At 44.5% G+C, this 20216-nt stretch carries 20 protein-coding genes and 3 pseudogenes; 6 read left to right on the top strand and 17 right to left on the bottom strand.

Annotation, left to right across the window (positions count from 1 at the left end):
- Nucleotides 1–164: 164 nt before the first annotated feature.
- The 9 genes and pseudogenes from iscX to trmJ form a co-directional block, all read right to left on the bottom strand.
- A complete protein-coding gene (iscX, locus tag AC0L66_RS04045; protein WP_265676078.1) occupies nucleotides 165–365 on the bottom strand; it encodes a Fe-S cluster assembly protein IscX in 201 nt (66 codons plus the stop codon).
- Between the two features lie 21 nt (nucleotides 366–386).
- On the bottom strand, nucleotides 387–725 hold the full coding sequence (gene fdx / locus AC0L66_RS04040; protein WP_265676079.1) for an ISC system 2Fe-2S type ferredoxin: 339 nt from the start codon (nucleotides 723–725) through the stop codon (nucleotides 387–389).
- Between the two features lie 19 nt (nucleotides 726–744).
- Nucleotides 745–2594, bottom strand: a pseudogene (hscA, locus tag AC0L66_RS04035) (Fe-S protein assembly chaperone HscA).
- A gap of 23 nt (nucleotides 2595–2617) precedes the next feature.
- Nucleotides 2618–3133, bottom strand: a complete 516-nt coding sequence (hscB, locus tag AC0L66_RS04030; protein WP_265676081.1) for a co-chaperone HscB — start codon at nucleotides 3131–3133, stop codon at nucleotides 2618–2620.
- A 49-nt stretch (nucleotides 3134–3182) separates the two neighbouring features.
- Nucleotides 3183–3506 carry an iron-sulfur cluster assembly protein IscA gene (gene iscA, locus AC0L66_RS04025; RefSeq protein ID WP_265676082.1) on the bottom strand — a complete coding sequence of 108 codons (324 nt, stop codon included), beginning with the start codon at nucleotides 3504–3506 and terminating at the stop codon, nucleotides 3183–3185.
- A gap of 56 nt (nucleotides 3507–3562) precedes the next feature.
- Entirely contained in the window at nucleotides 3563–3943 is a 381-nt protein-coding gene (gene iscU / locus AC0L66_RS04020) for a Fe-S cluster assembly scaffold IscU (protein WP_265676083.1), read from the bottom strand.
- 33 nt (nucleotides 3944–3976) lie between these two features.
- A complete protein-coding gene (locus AC0L66_RS04015) occupies nucleotides 3977–5191 on the bottom strand; it encodes an IscS subfamily cysteine desulfurase (protein ID WP_473568447.1) in 1215 nt (404 codons plus the stop codon).
- 29 nt (nucleotides 5192–5220) lie between these two features.
- Nucleotides 5221–5727 carry a Fe-S cluster assembly transcriptional regulator IscR gene (gene iscR / locus AC0L66_RS04010; protein ID WP_265676085.1) on the bottom strand — a complete coding sequence of 169 codons (507 nt, stop codon included), beginning with the start codon at nucleotides 5725–5727 and terminating at the stop codon, nucleotides 5221–5223.
- Nucleotides 5728–5839: 112 nt separating this feature from the next.
- A complete protein-coding gene (gene trmJ, locus AC0L66_RS04005; RefSeq protein WP_265676086.1) occupies nucleotides 5840–6571 on the bottom strand; it encodes a tRNA (cytosine(32)/uridine(32)-2'-O)-methyltransferase TrmJ in 732 nt (243 codons plus the stop codon).
- A gap of 177 nt (nucleotides 6572–6748) precedes the next feature.
- Here trmJ and suhB point away from each other — a divergent pair, with 177 nt between their 5' ends.
- Entirely contained in the window at nucleotides 6749–7552 is an 804-nt protein-coding gene (gene suhB, locus AC0L66_RS04000) for an inositol-1-monophosphatase (RefSeq protein ID WP_265676087.1), read from the top strand.
- A gap of 150 nt (nucleotides 7553–7702) precedes the next feature.
- Here suhB and secF read toward each other — a convergent pair.
- From secF to queA, 5 genes and pseudogenes are all read right to left on the bottom strand, one after another.
- Nucleotides 7703–8652 (bottom strand): annotated as a pseudogene (gene secF / locus AC0L66_RS03995) (protein translocase subunit SecF).
- A gap of 9 nt (nucleotides 8653–8661) precedes the next feature.
- Nucleotides 8662–10518 (bottom strand): protein translocase subunit SecD, encoded by a 1857-nt coding sequence (secD, locus tag AC0L66_RS03990; protein ID WP_265676089.1) that lies wholly within the window; start codon nucleotides 10516–10518, stop codon nucleotides 8662–8664.
- 22 nt (nucleotides 10519–10540) lie between these two features.
- The gene (yajC, locus tag AC0L66_RS03985; protein ID WP_265676090.1) at nucleotides 10541–10870 is read right to left on the bottom strand and encodes a preprotein translocase subunit YajC; all 330 of its coding nucleotides are present in this window, start codon (nucleotides 10868–10870) and stop codon (nucleotides 10541–10543) included.
- Nucleotides 10871–11040: 170 nt separating this feature from the next.
- Nucleotides 11041–12174: a tRNA guanosine(34) transglycosylase Tgt gene (gene tgt / locus AC0L66_RS03980; protein ID WP_250618266.1), complete on the bottom strand. Its 1134-nt coding sequence runs from the start codon at nucleotides 12172–12174 to the stop codon at nucleotides 11041–11043.
- 168 nt (nucleotides 12175–12342) lie between these two features.
- A complete protein-coding gene (gene queA / locus AC0L66_RS03975) occupies nucleotides 12343–13395 on the bottom strand; it encodes a tRNA preQ1(34) S-adenosylmethionine ribosyltransferase-isomerase QueA (protein ID WP_473568444.1) in 1053 nt (350 codons plus the stop codon).
- 258 nt (nucleotides 13396–13653) lie between these two features.
- On the opposite strand from queA, the pseudogene AC0L66_RS03970 reads away from it, so the two are divergent.
- Nucleotides 13654–14122 (top strand): annotated as a pseudogene (locus AC0L66_RS03970) (CBS domain-containing protein).
- 123 nt (nucleotides 14123–14245) lie between these two features.
- Here AC0L66_RS03970 and AC0L66_RS03965 read toward each other — a convergent pair.
- Complete coding sequence (locus AC0L66_RS03965; protein WP_265676094.1) at nucleotides 14246–15151, bottom strand: hydrogen peroxide-inducible genes activator; 906 nt, start codon at nucleotides 15149–15151, stop codon at nucleotides 14246–14248.
- 187 nt (nucleotides 15152–15338) lie between these two features.
- Between AC0L66_RS03965 and AC0L66_RS03960 the strand changes: the two genes are divergently transcribed.
- From AC0L66_RS03960 to AC0L66_RS03945, 4 genes are all read left to right on the top strand, one after another.
- Nucleotides 15339–15947: a peroxiredoxin C gene (locus tag AC0L66_RS03960; RefSeq protein ID WP_250618263.1), complete on the top strand. Its 609-nt coding sequence runs from the start codon at nucleotides 15339–15341 to the stop codon at nucleotides 15945–15947.
- Nucleotides 15948–16163: 216 nt separating this feature from the next.
- Complete coding sequence (locus AC0L66_RS03955) at nucleotides 16164–16925, top strand: copper homeostasis protein CutC (protein WP_473568443.1); 762 nt, start codon at nucleotides 16164–16166, stop codon at nucleotides 16923–16925.
- Nucleotides 16926–16984: 59 nt separating this feature from the next.
- Complete coding sequence (locus AC0L66_RS03950; RefSeq protein WP_473568441.1) at nucleotides 16985–17923, top strand: LysR family transcriptional regulator; 939 nt, start codon at nucleotides 16985–16987, stop codon at nucleotides 17921–17923.
- 185 nt (nucleotides 17924–18108) lie between these two features.
- A complete protein-coding gene (locus AC0L66_RS03945; RefSeq protein ID WP_265676097.1) occupies nucleotides 18109–18591 on the top strand; it encodes a hypothetical protein in 483 nt (160 codons plus the stop codon).
- An 87-nt stretch (nucleotides 18592–18678) separates the two neighbouring features.
- Here AC0L66_RS03945 and phoU read toward each other — a convergent pair whose 3' ends face one another.
- Together phoU and pstB are read right to left on the bottom strand one after the other, a co-directional pair.
- On the bottom strand, nucleotides 18679–19380 hold the full coding sequence (gene phoU / locus AC0L66_RS03940) for a phosphate signaling complex protein PhoU (RefSeq protein ID WP_265676098.1): 702 nt from the start codon (nucleotides 19378–19380) through the stop codon (nucleotides 18679–18681).
- A gap of 15 nt (nucleotides 19381–19395) precedes the next feature.
- The gene (pstB, locus tag AC0L66_RS03935; RefSeq protein WP_265676099.1) at nucleotides 19396–20214 is read right to left on the bottom strand and encodes a phosphate ABC transporter ATP-binding protein PstB; all 819 of its coding nucleotides are present in this window, start codon (nucleotides 20212–20214) and stop codon (nucleotides 19396–19398) included.
- Nucleotides 20215–20216: the final 2 nt, after the last annotated feature.

Genomic DNA, 20216 nt, shown 5'->3' with positions numbered 1-20216 from the left:
TCTGGTCCATTATATGTTTCGTCGTATTTGTAATTATCAAGATGTTAGCATTATGTAGAGTCAATACCAATGACATGCCTATCTGAATTAATAACAATGTAACAACTGAATACAAAAAAACGGGCCATAGGCCCGTTTTCATTACAATACGTTAGATAATCGACTTACTCGAACTCATCCATCCAGCATAATATGACCGCTTCCAAAATTTTTTCATTAGAGCGATTTGGTTCATCATCAAACTCTTCTAAATCAAGGATCCACTGATGCAAATCGGTGAAACGCACCGTTTTAGGATCCGTGTCTGGAAACTTGTCACACAACTCAATGGCGATATCACGTGAATCCGTCCATGTTAAACTCATAAGCTCTCCTTAGCAGACGCTTTAATGATCTTCTGATGCGTGATTAAGGGTATATTTAGGGATCTCTACAACCAAATCTTCATTCATCACTTTTGCTTGGCAGCCTAAACGTGATTCAGGCTCAAGACCCCATGCTTTATCAAGCATGTCATCTTCTAACTCATCACTTTCGTCTAGAGAATCAAAGCCTTCACGTACGACGATGTGACAAGTGGTACACGCACATGATTTTTCACAAGCGTGCTCAATTCCGATACCATTTTTGAGTGCAACGTCTAATACCGTTTCACCTGGGTTCGCTTCTAAAACCGCACCGTCTGGACAGAGGTCCTCGTGAGGTAATACAACAATTTTTGGCATGACTACTTGGTCCTTACTTTTAAATATTGTCAACTGACTGGCCAGCTAATGCTTCTCTGATGGACTTATCCATGCGACGAGAGGCAAAATCTTGGCTTGCTTTATCAGTGTCTTTAATACCTTGCTCAATGGCGTCAGCGTTGTCACCATTGCGTAACTGAATCAACGCTTCGATCGCGCTGACTAGCGATTGTTTACCGGCATCATCCAATAACTCATCACCGTCGGCTTGCATTGCTGCGACTAACCCTTCTATCACGCGATCCGCTTCAACACGTTGCTCTGCTAACGCTCGCGCTAACATGTCTTCTTTCGCAAACGTCATCGAGTCTTTCAGCATGTTTGTGACTTCATCATCACTTAAGCCGTAAGATGGTTTCACCTGAATTTCAGATTGCACTCCGGTGCTTTTTTCCATCGCGGTTACTGAGAGTAAACCGTCGGCGTCAACTTGGTAAGTCACACGAATATGCGCCGCACCCGCCGTCATTGGAGGAATGCCCTTTAAAGAAAAACGAGCCAAGGAACGGCAATCGTCTATCAACTCGCGTTCGCCTTGAACGATGTGTACCGACATCGCCGTTTGACCATCTTTAAACGTGGTAAACTCTTGTGCACGAGCAACTGGAATTGTGGTGTTACGAGGTACGATCTTCTCAACCAGCCCACCCATGGTTTCAATGCCAAGAGACAATGGAATCACGTCGAGAAGCAGCATTTCTGAATCCGGTTTGTTACCCGCTAGAATATCCGCTTGAATCGCAGCACCAATTGCCACGACTTCATCTGGATTGATCGATGTTAATGGTGTTTTGCCAAAGAATTCACCTACCATTTCACGAACCAGTGGCGTGCGGGTAGATCCACCGACCATCACGGTTTCAAGAACGTGTTCAGCATCGACTTCTGCATCACGTAACGCGCGACGGCATGACATAAGCGTTTTCTTTAATAAAGGACGAACGATGTCATTAAATGTTGAACGCGTGAGTTCACCTTGCCAGCCAAGTACAGAAACTGAGGTACTTTCTGCGTCACTTAAATCTATCTTTGCTTGAGTCGCTGCGTCAAGAAGCTCACGTTGCTGTGCCGTCGTCAGCTCAGTGAGTCCAATTAGTGCTTGGAAGTGATCGGCAATAAGATGATCAAAGTCATCGCCACCAAGCGCAGAATCACCGCCCGTTGCTAATACTTCAAATACGCCTTTTGATAAGCGTAAAATAGAGATATCAAATGTGCCACCACCTAAGTCGTAAACCGCAATCACACCTTCTTGACCACTATCTAAGCCATACGCAATGGCTGCTGCGGTAGGTTCATTGAGTAAACGAAGTACATGCAATCCTGCTAGATTAGCGGCATCTTTTGTCCCGACACGCTGCGCATCATCAAAATACGCAGGCACAGTAATAACCACACCAGCTAACTCCCCTAGCGAGGCCTGAGCACGTTCAGCGAGTGTTTTCAGAATATCAGCAGACACTTGGATTGGGTTTTTGTCCCCAGCAGCCGTTTGCAGTACCTAAGCAATCCATTTGCACTTTCAGACAGTCGATAAGGCAATGAAGGGTAGCGAGCTTTAACATCAGCTAAAGAACGGCCAAGTAATCGCTTCACCGACACGATGGTATTCTCAGGATCTTGGGATGCATTATTTCTTGCATCCCAACCAATGGTCACCTGTTCTTGTGAATAGTGGACGGCAGAGGGTAAGATTTTTTTACCATTAGAATCCGCGAGCGTTGCCGCTTCGCCACTTCTTACGCTAGCAACCAGTGAGTTAGTTGTCCCTAAATCAATTCCTGCTGCCAGTTTGTGTTCGTGTGGTGCAGAACTTTGTCCCGGCTCTGCGATTTGAAGTAATGCCATTCAAATATCCTTGGAGGCTGTCATTAGCCAAGCAATTTTTCTTCTAACTGTTCGATTTCGTTTTTAAGCTTGGCGATAAATTTGAGTTTTCGAACGCTGTCAGCAGCGCTATCCCAACGAGCCTGTTCCAACTCATGAGTTAACTCGGTTAGATGCTCGCTAAACATTTTGCTTACCTGACGTTCAAAGTCAAAAAGTTCTTCTTCTGCATTCGCTGAGCTTGCTACGTCTTCGAGAGTTTCTCGAAGTTCCATTTGTTCCATAAGAAACATAGGATCTTGAAGGGTTTTATGCTCGCTGCGAATATCGATACCATTTTCGGCAAGTAAGTATTCTGCTCGTGAAATAGGACGTCGCAATACTTCGTATGCATCGTTAATCTGTGCTGCTTTTTGCACCGCTAATAATCGATCGCGCTCTGAAGCGGAGGCAAAATTATCAGGATGAAAACGCTTTTGAAGCTCAAGAAACTGAGAAGAAAGAAGGCTACCGTCCAGAGGAAACTGAACAGGTAGCCCAAAAAGTTCAAAATGATTCATATCGTATGACTCGTATTATTGGAGCTCAGATAACTGAGCTCCTTATCGGTTAAACATTAAAGCTTTCACCACAACCACACTCGCCTTTCGCGTTAGGGTTGTTGAATTCAAAACCTTCGTTTAAACCTTCTTTTACGTAATCCAATTCTGTTCCATCTAGATAGACAAGGCTTTTAGCATCAATGATGACTTTTACACCAGCGTGTTCAAATACCTCATCACCATCGTCTAGATCATCAACGAACTCAAGTACGTACGCCATTCCTGAACACCCAGTGGTTTTAACACCTAAGCGTAAACCAAGGCCTTTACCACGGTTATCTAGAAATGTTTTTACGCGACTTGCTGCTGCGTCTGTCATGGAGATGGCCATACTACAACCTTATCTTTTAATCTATTGAATCAATTCTTTAGGTATTAACCTAGGATTTAGTCGTGCTTTTTCTTGTAATCAGCAACGGCAGCTTTAATTGCATCTTCTGCAAGGATAGAACAGTGCACCTTGACGGGTGGCAACTCTAACTCATCTGCAATCTCTGAGTTCTTAATTGCTGCGGCTTCATCCACTGACTTGCCTTTCACCCACTCTGTTACAAGTGAACTCGACGCAATAGCTGAACCACAACCATAGGTTTTAAATTTCGCATCTTCGATAATACCTTCTGGTGTTACCTTGATTTGCAGCTTCATTACATCACCACACGCCGGAGCACCAACCATGCCGCTACCAACATTTGGATCATTCTTGTCAAATGAACCTACGTTACGTGGGTTCTCATAGTGATCAATTACTTTTTCGCTGTAAGCCATAATGTTTTCCTCGAATCCTCTATATCCTTGAGATTAGTGGTGTGCCCACTCAACCGTATCTAGGTCAATCCCTTCGTTATACATATCCCATAGAGGAGACATGTCGCGTAACTTATTAACTGCGGTTTTGATTTGCTCAATGGCATAATCAATCTCTTCTTCCGTTGTAAAACGGCCGAAGGAAAAACGTACTGAGCTATGCGCAAGCTCATCATTTAAGCCAAGTGCACGTAGCACATAAGAAGGCTCTAAGCTCGCCGAAGTACAGGCTGAACCCGATGAAACGGCAAGATCTTTCAAAGACATGAGCAGTGACTCACCTTCAACAAAAGCAAAGCTGATGTTCAAGTTATGCGGTACACGCATTTCTAAGTCGCCATTCACGGTTACTGCTTCAAGACCTTTTACACCAGCATAAAGACGTTCGCTCAAAGCTTTCGCATGTTCGTAATCTTTTTGCATGTCTTGTTTAGCAATAGCAAATGCTTCGCCCATTCCCACAATCTGGTGAGTTGCGAGAGTACCAGAGCGGAAACCGCGCTCATGACCACCACCGTGCATTTGCGCTTCTAAGCGAATACGTGGTTTACGGCTGACATACAGAGCACCAATACCTTTAGGACCATATACTTTATGCGCTGAGAGTGAGATAAGATCCACTTTCAGTTCTTTTACATCAATCGGTAATTTACCAGCAGACTGAGCAGCATCAACGTGAGAGATAACCTTTCTGCTACGACACAACTCGCCGATTGCCGCGATGTCTTGCACGACACCAATTTCATTGTTCACATGCATGATAGACACCAATACCGTGTCTTCACGCATCGCTGCTTCTAGCTTCGTTAAATCAATAATACCGTTGCTTTCAGGCTGAAGGTAAGTCACTTCGAACCCTTCACGCTCTAGTTGGCGGCACGGGTCCAAAACAGCTTTATGCTCAGTTTTACACGTAATAACGTGCTTGCCTTTCTTGCCATAAAAATGCGCTGCACCTTTAATCGCAAGGTTATCTGATTCTGTTGCGCCCGATGTGAAGACAATTTCACGAGGGTCTGCATTCAGCAAATCTGCAATTTGCTCACGTGCATTATCTACTGCTTCTTCTGCCTGCCATCCATAACGGTGCGAACGTGACGCTGGGTTACCAAACGTTCCGTCCATAGTCATGAATTTAACCATCTTATCAGCAACACGTGGGTCTACTGGACAAGTGGCAGAGTAGTCTAAATATATAGGCAGTTTCATTCTTTACTCCAATGTAAAAGCAACACTACTTACGAGCGAACATTAATGCCGATGGGGGCAGCGTTATTATTTTTTCTGGAAAACCCATTATTGACCGTAAGATCTATGTCTTGACGATCAGAAATTTCAAGGACTTCATTATCAACCATCAACTCACCGAGTGTGATGTTGTTCAGGAAATCGCTAATGCGAGAGCTTAAATCTCGCCACAACGTGTGAGTCAGACAACGCGTACCACCTTGACAATCGCCTTTGCCAGCGCATTTGGTTGCATCGACCGATTCATCCACAGCAGCGATAACCGTACCAATGGAAATGTCGGCGCCGTCAGTACCTAGGCGATAACCACCACCAGGACCACGTACACTTGAGACCAATCCGGCTTTACGCAGTTTAGAAAACAGCTGTTCTAAGTAAGAAAGGGAAATCCCTTGACGCTCAGAAATATCGGCCAGTGGGACTGGGCTTTGCTGTGAGTGCAGCGCGACATCGAGCATCGCTGTTACTGCGTATCTTCCTTTTGATGTTAATCTCATATCACACGTTTCCACATTGTCTTTGTGGATTCAATTTTTCCATACCTGACTATTTTAATCAAGTATTTATTTGACTAAAATAGTCAGGTATTCACCCACACACTTAATGCGGTTACTTTTTGTCCGCCAGTATTTTATCAATCGACGTCAAAATACCACGTAATGTGTTGATTTCTTGAGACTCAGGACGAGCACGACTGAACAGTCGACGCAACTTATTCATGACAAGATTAGGCTTATCCTTAGAGATAAACTGGGTATTGGTTATCACATTTTCAAGGTGCTGGTAAAATAATTCCAACTCTTTATGGCGAGGGTAATCTGGTTCGTCTTGAGCAGGAAACTGTTGACTCTCACGCTCTAAATGAGCCACACGAACTTCGTAACTTAACGTTTGAACCGCCATCGCCAAATTCAGTGAGCTGTACTCTGGGTTCGCTGGAATGCAAGTATGGAAATGGCACAGTTGCAGCTCATCATTGGTAAGACCGGTACGTTCACGTCCAAAAACTAACGCGACGGGATGCTTCTCCCCTTCAATAGCAAAGCGTTGTCCACATTCACGTGGCTCAATCATAGGCCAATCCAAGGTACGAGAGCGCGCGCTTGAGCCCACGACCAAACCACAGTCTTCGACCGCTTCTTCTAACGAAGACACAATGGTGGCACCCAAAGCAATATCACTTGCACCTGCGGCTAACGCGACAGCTTGCGCATCTACTTCACATTGAGGATCAACTAATACCATCTGGCTTAATCCCATGACTTTCATCGCACGAGCAGCAGAGCCTATATTTCCAGAATGAGAAGTTCCGACGAGAATGATCTTAACGTTGTCTAGCATTGTCAAATAGCACCAAGATTACAAAACCGCCGAATAATAACATAAACCTGACTAAAATAGTCAGGGTCTTTTTATTCACCCGAATGACAGAACAAAAAATAACCACTTCCCTTTTCCCAAATCTTTGATATACTCGCCGCCGCTTTTTGTTCTTTAACATCCGTTGGGAAAATTCGTATGCATCCAATGCTAAATATCGCTATACGCGCTGCGCGTAAAGCTGGCAACCATATTGCTAAATCACTTGAAAACACTGACAACATTGAGTCAGTACAGAAAGGCACTAATGACTTTGTTACTAACGTAGACAAAGAAGCTGAAGCACTCATTATCCATACTATTCAAACCTCTTATCCTGAACACAGCATTGTTGCTGAGGAAAGCGGTATGATTGAAGGTAAAGATAGTGATGTTCAATGGATCATCGACCCACTGGATGGCACCACTAACCTTATCAATGGTCTACCACACTTCTGTGTTTCTATTGCTGTTCGCATGAAGGGCAGAACAGAAGTTGCGTGTGTTTACGACCCAATGCGTAACGAGCTATTTACTGCACAACGCGGTTCTGGCGCTCAACTTAATAACGCTCGTATTCGTGTAACACCTCTAAAAGACCTTAAAGGTACCATCATCGGTACTGGCTTCCCTTACAAACAAAAGCAGCATTCTGAAAGCTATTTCAAAATCATGTCTTCAATGTTTGTTGAATGTTCTGATTTCCGTCGTACTGGTTCTCCAGCACTTGACCTTTGCTACTTAGCTGCAGGTCGTGTCGATGGTTACTTCGAGCTTGGACTTAAGCCTTGGAACATGGCAGCAGGCGATCTGATTGCTCGTGAAGCTGGCGCGATTGTTACTGACTTTGCTGGTGGCACTGACCACATGAAATCTGGCAACATCGTAGCATCTAGTGCACGTGGCGTTAAATCAATGCTTAAGCACATTCGCGAAAACTCCAATGAAGGTATGCTTAAGTAATTTATCATTACTTAGCGTTCACTGAGTTTCTCAAATCCCAGCTTTTAGGCTGGGATTTTTTGTATCTCGCTTTGAGAAAAGCATCGCCTAAAAACTCGATACAAAAAAGCCGCTCATTTTGAGCGGCTTTTATATAGCAATAGAAAATGCTTATGGCATTTCGTCGAGCTCTTCGCCTTCTTTCTCTATTTGCGTTGGCATTAGGTGTTCACGTTGAATACCCAGTTTCAGAGCCAGCGCCGAAGCAACATAGATAGAAGAGTATGTACCAACCGTGATACCAAGCAGTAGTGCAAGTGCAAAACCATGGATCATTGCACCGCCTTGCGTAAACAATGCGATGACTACGAACAATGTCGTACCCGAGGTAATTAATGTACGGCTCAGTGTTTGTGTAATGGAGTTATTCATCACCTCAGACGGGTCACCTTTACGCATTTTTCGGAAGTTCTCACGAATCCGGTCAAATACAACAATGGTATCATTGAGGGAGTACCCCACAACCGTCAGCAAGGCCGCGACAATGGTTAAGTCCACTTCAATTTGCAATAAAGAGAAAATACCTAAGGTAATAATAACATCGTGAGCCAAGGCCATTACCGCACCAGCAGCTAGACGCCACTCAAATCGTATTGATACGTAGATCAAAATACAGATAAGAGAGACTAAAATCGCTAGCCCCCCCGCTTCCGTAAGCTCATCTCCCACGTTCGGACCGACAAACTCGATACGACGCATCTCAACACTTTCACCTGTTCCTTGCTGAATTGCGCTTAAGATTTGGTTGCCCAACGCTTCGGCTTGTACACCATCACGTGGACGTAAACGCACCATCACATCACGTGAAGAACCAAAATTTTGTACCGTCGCATCACCAAAACCTTCCGCATCCAATGCACTTCGCACATCTTCAAGGTTGGCAGGCTGCTCGAAACCCACTTCAATCAGCGTACCGCTTAGGTGAAATCTAAGCCCCAGTTCAACCACTTAGTAGATAGGGTAAATATTGCAGCAGCAATCATCGCAATGGAAAACATGAATGCTACTTTTGACCAACGCATAAAGTCGATCGTTTTGTCTGCTTTCATTATCTCAAACATAACTATTTCCTAGATCGACAGTTTCTTAACGCGTTTGCCGCCATATACCAGATTCACTAAGCAGCGAGTACCAATAATTGCAGTAAACATTGAAGTAATAATACCGATTGAAAGTGTCACAGCGAAGCCTTTGATGGCACCGGTGCCGACAGCAAATAATATAATCGCGGTAATAAGCGTGGTGATGTTGGCATCGGCAATGGTACTAAATGCGTTCGCGTAACCTTGATGAATCGCTTGCTGAGGATTACGTCCCTCTTTTAGCTCTTCCCGGATCCGCTCAAAAATCAGTACGTTCGCATCTACCGCCATACCGACGGTCAGTACAATACCGGCAATACCTGGAAGCGTCATTGTCGCCCCTGGGATCATTGACATCACACCAATAATTAGGACGATGTTAGCCATTAATGCACAGTTAGCGAATAGACCAAAGCCACGGTAATAAACCAATGTAAAGAGCATCACGGCAATCATACCAGTGATACACGCCATGATACCCATATCGATATTCTGCTGACCCATTGATGGACCAATGGTTCTTTCCTCAACAATCGAGATAGGCGCAATCAACGCACCAGCACGAAGTAATAGTGCTAGGTTATGCGCTTCAGCAGCGGAGTCGATGCCAGTAATGCGGAAGTTACGACCTAGCGCTGACTGAATCGTTGCTTGGTTGATGACTTCTTCATGTTTATCCAGAATGACTTTGCCTTCAGGCGTACGTTTACCGCTATCCTTGTACTCTGCAAATACCGTCGCCATTAGCTTGCCGATATTTTGGCGAGAGAACGCCGCCATTTTGTTACCACCTTCACTATCAAGTGAGATGTTAACCTGTGGGCGACCATATTCATCCGCACTGGAGCTCGCATCAGTAATACTGGCTCCGCCAAGGATAATACGTTTTTTCAGAACGGCCGGACGACCATCGCGGTCAAACTTGATTTCACTGCCAGCAGGCGCTCGACCACTAGCTGCAGCAGCTAAATCTGCACTACTGTCAACTTCACGGAATTCAAGCGTCGCGGTTGCACCAAGAATTTCTTTTGCTCGAGCAGTATCCTGAACACCAGGTAGCTCAACCACAATACGACTTGCGCCCTGACGCTGTACCAAAGGTTCAGCAACACCGAGTTCATTTACACGATTTCGTAGAATAGTGATGTTTTGTTCAACGGCGTAGTTACGTATTTCTTGTAGGCGTGTTTCTTTAAAGCGAGCCACAATAGCAAAGCGACCGTTGGAGTCTGAATCAAAAAAGTCCATATCAGGGTGTTGAGATTCAAGTACGGCTTTAGCTTGTGCCAGTTGTTCTGCATCACGAAGTAAGACTTCTACCCCGTCCTTTCCTGAAGGACGAATAGATCGATAACGAATGCGGTCTTCGCGCAATTCACTTCGAAATGCTTCTTCTTGTTGTCCAACTAACTTTTCCATCGCAGCGTCCATGTCAACTTCCATTAAGAAGTGAACACCACCACGAAGGTCCAAACCCAGTTTCATGGGTGCGGCACCAATAGCTTCTAACCAATGAGGTGTCGCTGGCGCTAAGTTGAGAGCAACAATGGAATCTTTGCCTAACGCTTCGCTGATCACGTCACGCGCACTAATTTGAGTATCAGTACTGGTAAAACGAACTAAGATAGAGCCGTTTTCTAAGGCGATAGACTTATGAGAGAGCTGCTCTTTATCAAGAGCTTGAGTGACAGTATCCAGCGTCGACATATCAACAGAGGCGCCACGCGCCCCTGTAATTTGAATAGCCGGATCTTCACCGTATAGGTTGGGAAGCGCATATAATGCTGCGATAGCAATGGCGAAAATCACCATTAAGTACTTCCACAGAGGATAACGGTTTAGCACAGCGAGGATCCTTTAGCTGTTTTTATAGAGACTTCAGTGTACCTTTTGGTAGCACTGCAGTGATGAAATCTTTCTTGATAACCACTTCGTTGTTATCGTTTAGTGCGATAGCAATGTAGTCGTTGTCTTCAGCGATCTTGGTAATTTTACCGATTAGACCACCGTTAGTCAGAACTTCATCGCCTTTGCCCATAGAAGACATTAGGTTTTTATGCTCTTTTGCGCGTTTTGCTTGTGGGCGGTAAATCATGAAGTAAAAAATTACCGCAAACATACCAAGCATAATTAACATTTCAAAACCACCGCCTTGTGGAGCGGCTTCAGCAGCGTAAGCTGAACTAATCAAACTCATTGGAAAACATCCTCGTTAAATGTAAATACATATCCAAAATTGGGCTATCCCCTTATCTTTTCAAGAAGCAAACCGTAACTCAATGTTTCTTCGCCTGTTCGGAGCACAAAAAGTGTGACCCAGCGCTAGGATTTGTCACCAGTTGCAAGGATAGCCTTAAAATTAACCAACTATTTCATATCAATTGGTATTACTTCGCGGTCGCGACGTGCGTAAAACTCTTGAACAAATTCATCAAAACGGTCTTCGTCAATCGACTTACGGATACTTTCCATCAGACGCTGATAGTAACGAAGGTTGTGAATAGTGTTCAGACGTGCACCCAAAATTTCGTTACAGCGATCAAGATGATGCAAGTACGCTTTTGAGTAATTCTTACAGGTGTAACAATCACATTCAGGGTCCAATGGCGTCGTATCCGTCTTATGCTTTGCATTACGGATCTTGATAACGCCACCAGTGACAAATAAGTGACCATTACGTGCATTACGCGTTGGCATAACGCAATCGAACATATCAATACCTCGGCGAACACCTTCAACGAGATCTTCCGGTTTACCTACACCCATTAGGTAGCGAGGTTTATCTTCTGGAAGTTTTGGCGTTGTGTGCTCAAGAACGCGGTGCATGTCTTCTTTAGGTTCACCTACCGCCAAACCACCAACCGCATACCCGTCGAAGCCAATATTCGTTAAGCCTTCAACAGAAACATCACGTAAATCTTCGTAAACACCACCTTGAACGATACCAAACAACGAATTGGTGTTTTCTAGCTTATCGAAGTGATCACGAGAGCGTTGTGCCCAACGCAGTGACATTTCCATGGATTTCTTCGCTTCATCATGCGTCGCAGGGTATGGCGTACACTCATCAAAGATCATCACAACATCAGAGCCAAGGTCTTTTTGAATCTCCATTGACTTCTCAGCGTCCATGAAGACTTTGTCACCATTTACCGGGCTACGGAAATGGACACCTTCTTCAGTGATCTTACGCGTTGCACCTAAGCTAAATACTTGGAAACCGCCTGAATCTGTCAAGATTGGACCGTGCCAGTTCATAAAGTCATGCAAGTCACCGTGCAGCTTCATGATTTCTTGACCAGGACGAAGCCAAAGGTGGAAAGTATTACCAAGCAGAATCTCTGCTCCGGTATCTTTCACTTCTTCCGGCGTCATACCTTTCACCGTTCCGTAAGTACCTACAGGCATGAATGCAGGTGTCTGCACTGTCCCGCGTTCAAACGTTAATTGACCACGACGCGCGTGACCATTTTTCTTTTTAAGTTCGTATTGTAATTTCACGAAGCCTCCAATTCGCCAGAGACACAGTCTGACTCAATATCAAAACGCACTAACAAGCGTAGCTTGTCGCACTCGATTGCACCGACATTTCTGCCAAGCGCTTACTGGTATTCCTTACCTAAACTCTCACTGGCTCCTTGAGTGAAATTAAACCTTTGATGCCGGTCGTTAGTTTACTTTCTTGGTAATAAACATCGCATCACCATAACTAAAGAAGCGGTACTTGTTATCCACGGCATGCTGATAAGCGTTCATAACATGGTCATAACCGGCAAATGCACTTACTAACATAATCAGCGTTGACTCTGGCAAGTGGAAATTAGTCACTAGACAGTCGACAACTTGATACTCATAGCCTGGAAAGATGAAAATTTCAGTATCGCCGAAAAATGGCGCGAATTCTGTTCCCTTCGATTTCGCATCTTGGGCTGCACTTTCTAAAGAGCGTACCGATGTTGTTCCAACCGCAATCACTCTGCCACCATTCGCTTTGGTTTCAGCAATGGCTTTAACCACTTCATCGGTCACTTCAACATATTCGGAATGCATGTGGTGATCGTGAATATTATCGACACGAACGGGTTGAAAGGTTCCAGCTCCAACATGCAAAGTCACGTAGGCGAAGTTCACGCCTTTCGCTTTTATGTCGGCCAAGACTTTGTCATCAAAATGAAGTCCCGCAGTTGGGGCTGCTACAGCCCCCGGTTTCTCATTGTAAACGGTTTGGTAACGCTCTTTATCTGCATCCTCATCAGGACGATCAATATAAGGCGGTAATGGCATGTGACCGATGTCGTTTAACACTTCCAACACCGTTTTCTCTGATTGAATTTCAATTTCAAACAGGGCGTCGTGCCTAGCGACCATAATAGCTTGGTAGTCATCATTTTCACCAAGAAGCAGCTCTGTGCCTACTTTTGGTGATTTCGAACAACGAACATGGGCCAACAGACGCTTATCATCAAGCATACGCTCAACCAACACTTCCAATTTGCCGCCAGATGCTTTGCGTCCAAACATTCTCGCTGGGATAACCCGAGTGTTATTAAACACAAGTAAATCACCGGGTTGAACAAGGCTGGCAATATCAGTAAAGGTTTTATCAGCCACTTCACCTGTATTACCAGTGAGCTGTAATAATCGGCTCGCACTACGTTCAGCGGTGGGATAACGAGCAATAAGCTCATCAGGTAGGTCAAAGTGAAAATCTGAAACTTGCATAACACCCATCTTTGTTGATCTATGACATAAAGAACGAAAAATTTCGCAGCCGCTAAGTATAGGCTTACAGCATGGAATAGCAAGTTGAACAAGATTAATCGTGTTGTATTTTTAAGCAAATTATCGCCACGTGACAATCACTGCAATTTTGCGATCCATTTTTAATGATTCGCATCAAAAAATGACCGAGTTCTCAACTTTATTGCCGCGATGATTCTATAGTTAAAACAGACAATCAAAATGAGTTGGAGGCCCTCTATGATTAAGGTCGAAGATATGATGACCCGCAACCCTCACACCCTTTTGCGGTCTCACTCCCTTGCCGATGCCAAGCACATGATGGAAGCGCTCGATATCCGGCATATCCCTATAATTGATGCCCATAAACAACTATTAGGTATTGTATCTCAGCGCGATTTACTCGCAGTTCAAGAATCCATCTTACAACGCATTCCTAGTGACCAATCTTACACGCTGGCGACACCTATAAGCGATTTTATGCACGTTAACATTATGACCATCGAACCTAGAGTACGGTCTTCGTGAAAGTGCCATGTACATGCAAAAGCACAAAGTAGGCTGCTTACCTGTCGTTAAAAAAGGAGAGTTAGTCGGAATTATCACTGACAGCGATTTTGTCGCTATCGCCATTAATTTATTAGAATTACAAGAAGAGGCAGAGCCTGAAGAAAGTGATGTTGAGCCAGTACAAAGCGTCACAGAATAAAGATAGTGTACGCGTTATATCTGGTGGGCGAGCAATTCAGTAAATTGAAGTCAATTAGTCTATAGGTATACTTTATACCAACCATACCTATAGACGCCTCGATGTAAGCATTCCCCAGCACATTTAAAGCAGTTCGGATACCACGTCCGCAAGATGCATAAACGACTCACGCCTCGAGGAACTCGGTCTCCACACCAAACCAATCTCTCGATGGGCTTGCTGACCGGGTGGTTCTATGACAATTAAATTCTGGTTGTCTAGTAAGCCATGTTCAATCGCCATTTGCGGGATAAACGTCGTACCTAAACCATTAGCAACCATTTGTACTAGAGTATGTAAACTGGTGGCGCTAAATGGGTTAATTTTTTCTTTTTTTGTCAATTTACAAGCCGACACGGCATGCTCAGTTAAGCAATGCTCATTTTCAAGTAGGAAGACCGATTCATCGGGAAGATCGTCATATTTAATCGGCACTTGAATACGATCGGCCTGCGTTCTGCTGATGACCATTTTAAAAGGGTCTTGGCCAACGATACAGCTCTCCATATTGCCAATTTCCATCGGCAGTGCCAGAATCAAAACATCTAACTCACCATGCTTTAGTGCCGCCAACAAATTCGATGTCGTATCCTCTCTAAGTAACAAATTGAGTTGCGGATAGCGTGCATTCACTTCTTGTACTAAGTCGCACAGCAGAAAAGGAGCGATGGTGGGGATACAACCTAACTTAATCTGCCCTTGCATCGCATCACCTTGGCAAAAATCACCTAACTCTATCAAATCTTGCCCTTTCGCTAGCAATTCTCTTCCTTGCTTAACGACCATCTCTCCGGCTTGAGTGAAGACTAACGGGCTTTTCTTATCCTTTTTTTCGTAGAGAGGACAGCCAATAAGCTCCTCAAGGTTTTGAATGCCTTTACTCAAGGTAGATTGACTCACAAAACAACGCTCTGCCGCCTCACTAAAATGCCGAGTTTCGCTGAGCGTCACGAGGTAGTGGATTTGTTTTAAACTGGGCCATTTATTCATATTTACTGCCTACTTTTTTCGCTGCATTCAAAAAAGGAATGAGCAAGAACGACTCATCGTTTTTTTCGATTAAATCAATCTATTAATTTCGCTTTTTTCAATACTACAATGTGTACTATAGTTTGTCTCGTACAAACACGGACCAAACCGAACACGGTTTGAATTAACCTATTTTAGGAGCAAAAAAATGGTACTAGTTGGTCGTCAAGCCCCAGACTTTACTGCAGCAGCTGTTCTTGGTAACGGCGAAATCGTTGATAACTTCAACTTCGCTGAATTCACTAAAGGTAAAAAAGCAGTTGTTTTCTTCTACCCACTAGATTTCACGTTCGTTTGCCCATCAGAGCTTATCGCGTTTGATAACCGTCTAGCTGACTTCCAAGCTAAAGGCGCAGAAGTTATCGGTATTTCTATCGATTCTCAGTTCTCTCACAACGCATGGCGTAACACTGCTATCGAAGATGGCGGTATCGGTCAAGTTAAATACCCTCTCGTTGCTGATGTTAAGCACGAAATCTGCAAAGCATACGACGTAGAGCACCCAGAAGCTGGCGTTGCGTTCCGTGGTTCTTTCCTAATTGATGCTGACGGCCTTGTTCGTCACCAAGTAGTGAACGATCTGCCACTTGGTCGTAACATCGATGAAATGCTTCGCATGGTAGACGCACTAAACTTCCACGAGAAGAATGGTGAAGTTTGTCCTGCACAATGGGAAGAAGGCAAAGCAGGTATGGACGCATCTCCAAAAGGTGTTGCAGCTTTCCTATCTGAGCACGCAGAAGACCTATCTAAATAATTGAAACCTTCCGCCCCATGCTCACGGGGTTGATGGTTGGAAATAATAAAGCGGACACCGCAGCCAATCATTGAAGAGATTTTCAGTTAGCCGAATCCAAGCCCGAGTTTTTACTCGGGCTTTTCTCATTTGTTGCCCAGTGTTCACTATCCTCTGCTAGTATCTCCACTGCGAGAAGGCTATATTAATTACCCCTCGGAATTTGTGGACCAACCAATGACCTACCAACTTGAAGTTTGTATCGATAATATTGAGTCACTGCGATACGCCATCGAAGGCGGTGCTACTCGCATAGAACTTTGTTCCTCTTTAGCTTTAGGCGGTCTCACTCCGAGTGCGGGGTTTATGATGCAAGCCGCGAAATATAGCCAAGTCCCTGTCTATGCCATGATTCGGCCTCGACAAGGTGACTTTCTCTACAGCCCACTAGACGTTGAAATGATGGCGCAAGACATCAGCATTGCAGCCAATATGGGGATGGATGGCGTGGTATTAGGCCTCTTGACACACGATGGCTACCTAGATATCAAAAACTTAACCGCTTTGGTTTCGCAGGCGCAGCAACTCGGCTTAGGCGTCACTTTTCATCGAGCGTTTGATCAATGTAACAATGCGCCAGAGGCCCTTGAGCAAATTATTGCGCTTGGATGCGAGAGAGTACTCACTTCCGGACTGGCAAGCTCTGCACTCGCAGGTATTGAATGCTTGGAGAGATTACACCAGCAAGCAAAAGGGCGTATCAGTATCATGGCAGGGGCTGGGGTATCACCAGAAAACGTTGCTCACATCATCCGTCAAACAGGCATTACTGAACTCCATTTATCAGGAAAAACTACTCGACAAAGCACCATGTCATTTCGCGCACCACAAGCTAAAATGGGTACAGAAGACACCGACGACTACGCCGTGCCGATTACAGATAAGAGCACTATTAAGCAGACCGCCGACATGATTAGAGCCACCATTGCTAAACGCTAAAAGCGTCAGCGATGGTTCGGTCAGTCGTTCAATACTGATGACCATGAGAAAACATTACGATGCTAAACAATCATTTTTATAACATTGATCTCAACTTACTTCGTATATTTATTGTTCTCATGCAAGAAAAAAACATGCGTAAAGCCTCTGAACGTTTGTTAGTTTCGCAACCCGCGATAAGTCAGACTCTGCAAAAGCTTAGGCACCATTTTAACGACGAACTGTTTGTAAAGGTAAGACAGGGATTAGAGCCTACCCCCTTTGCTCTCAACTTGGAACGTGCAGTCAGCCCCCATCTCAATAATTTAGAGTTGGCATTAGGAAAGCTCAATGAGTTCTCACCTGAAGAGTTATCAGGAACAATGAAGATTGCTCTCTCTCCTCATATTCTTTCTACCATTACAGGGACGCTGTTCACTGCATTGCGCCGTGACGCACCCAATCTCAATATTGAGTTAGTGAACTGGGGGGGCAACACCAATGAGGATATCCTAAGGGGGGATGTTTTTTACGGTGCCCATTACGATTTAGATGGTATTTCGAAAGAAATTTCCCGAAATAGACTAATTGATATAGAAGGTCGAGCCATCGTTAGACAGGGGCACCCTATCACTGACAACATAACAACACCGCAGTCTTTTGATGGCTTCGAGATAGCCTCTCAGTTGCTACCCGGTTTTAATGATAACGTCTGCCTAGCCGCCAACATTCTCAACTCACTCGGCTGTAAGACTCGGGTGGGATTTCGTTCTGAAGTTTTACTCGCACTTATTGATGTAGTGCGTAACACTGACCTCGTCCTTCCCCATTCCAACCTATTTCCAATCAAAAATTTTCCAGAACTCCGCTCTATTATCATTCTGATTGATAACACCATCCCACACTACAGTCTCTATAGTTACACCCACAATAAAGACAGAAATTCACCCACTAGAAAGTGGATTGATTCCGTGCTGATTAACGCCATCAAGCAGCAGATAACAATAAATACTGACTAATCCCACTCAATTCACCGGGCAGCCTTGTAGCCTTCCCTCCGACCCCCCTTTTCTCCCTCTTATTACAGTCATAAGCAATACTACTTAGTCTCTAATGACTCAAAAATTTACACTAAGCCGCATCTTCTATCTAAGTCAACGGAACGACGAGAAGTTAAATCCTATTTACTTATATGGTTAAGATTATGATGAAAAAAGCTTTATTAATGGCTAGCCTGCTCGCAGCTCCGTTTCTCACTCACGCGCATACAATTCAAGTGTCCCCAGAACTAAAGATCGGCGCATACCGTGGTGCTGGTCTTCAGGTTGGTCTACCAAATACGTTAGGTTTTGACGCTGTCTTCTTTGACTATGGGCACACTCGCTACTCCAGCAATGCCTATGACGAGACGTTACATAGCTACCGTGTCGGACTGCAGCAAATGTTTGGTCAAGCTGCGACTCATGGTTTTCAGGTAAGTATCGGTGGTGTGCAGTACGATGGAAGCAAAAGAGAAGAAAGTCGCAGTGCGACTGGCGTTAGCATTGGTGCCAACTACGTCTATCAGATGACCGATAATTTAGCGGTAAGAACCGGACTTGATATCAATGTGTTCGATAATCAACAAACCTATATACCAGCAGACATCTTATCAAACTGGAATTTAGGTTTCATCCTACGCTTCTAGCGTCAGAGTTATCGCGACCTCTAGATCGTAATTCGGTCTAGAGGTTAACAATCACTATTTAAAGTTAAGTTATTAAGCGTTAAGTTATTAAGAGTTAAGTAAGTCGTCAATGCTCTGCTCACCAAGATGGCGAACATCTTTTCCTTTCACGAAATAAATAATGTACTCACAAATATTCTGACAACGGTCACCGACTCTTTCAATTGCTCTCGCCGACCACATCACCTGTAATACGCTCGGAATATTCTTCGGATTTTCCATCATGTAAGTCATTAACTGACGAATCACGGCCTCATATTCAGCATCGAGCTTATCATCCAGCTTATACGCCTCAGCTGCCGCATCGACATCCATGCGAGCAAACGCATCAAGAACTTGATGTAACATGCTAATCGCTTGGCGGCATAATGGTTCGAGAGATACATGAAAACTTTGCTCTTTCGTGGAAGGGGTCTCAATCGCCACTCTCGCAATACGCGCAGCAACATCACCAATACGCTCTAAATCGGTAATGGTTTTAATTATTGCCATCACTAAGCGAAGATCTTTGGCTGTCGGTTGGCGTTTAGCGATAATACGGGTACACGCTTCATCAATAGACACTTCCATGGCATTCACTTTATGATCGTCACGAACCACTTTTTTAGCCAGATCAATATCATCGTTATGCAACGCCTGTAGTGCGAACGAGAGTTGTTGCTCCACCAGCCCTCCCATAGTGAGAACGTGGGTACGGATTGACTCGAGTTCCGCGTTAAACTGACCTGAAATATGACGACCAAAGTGCATGAGTATTGTGTTCCTCTATCCGTAACGACCAGTAATGTAGTCTTCTGTTTGCTTTTGCAGCGGAGATGTAAAGATGGAATCTGTATCTGAGTACTCTACCAGCTTTCCTAAGTGAATAAACGCAGTATGATCGCTAACTCTTGCCGCTTGTTGCATGTTATGAGTCACCATTACAACCGTATACTTTCTCTTTAAATCGTTAATCAGCTCTTCAATCGTCAGAGTTGAAATGGGATCAAGCGCTGAAGTTGGCTCGTCGAGTAATAATACTTCGGGTTCAATCGCGATGGCCCGAGCGATCACTAACCGTTGCTGCTGGCCTCCCGATAAACCAAATGCATTCTCATGTAGGCGATCTTTCACTTCATCCCATAACGCAGCAGCACGTAACGAACGCTCAACGGCATCATCGAGATTGCGACTGTTGCGCACGCCCTGCAAACGCAAGCCGTAGACAACATTTTCATAAATCGATTTAGGAAAAGGATTGGGCCGTTGAAATACCATCCCTACTCGTCGTCGTAACGTCGCCACATCCACTTTAGGGTGATAAATATTATTACCATGCAGTCGTACATCCCCTTGCACACTGCAACCTTCAACTAAATCATTCATACGATTCATACAGCGTAGTAGCGTCGATTTACCACACCCAGACGGACCGATAAACGCCGTAACTTGCCCTTTAGGAATTCGCATCGATACATTATGCAGGGCCTGCGTACTGCGATAGAACAAGTTTAAATTCTCTATTTCAATGGCCGTCTGATCATCGGTGAGATCATTGACGTCAAGTGGTGTGGGATAACCTAAAGTTTGGTTGATAGAAAACATCG

Source organism: Vibrio sp. GJ43-1, from assembly GCF_055808835.1.
The sequence above is the reverse complement of the archived record's forward strand: the minus strand, read 5'-3'. Positions and strand labels throughout refer to the sequence as shown.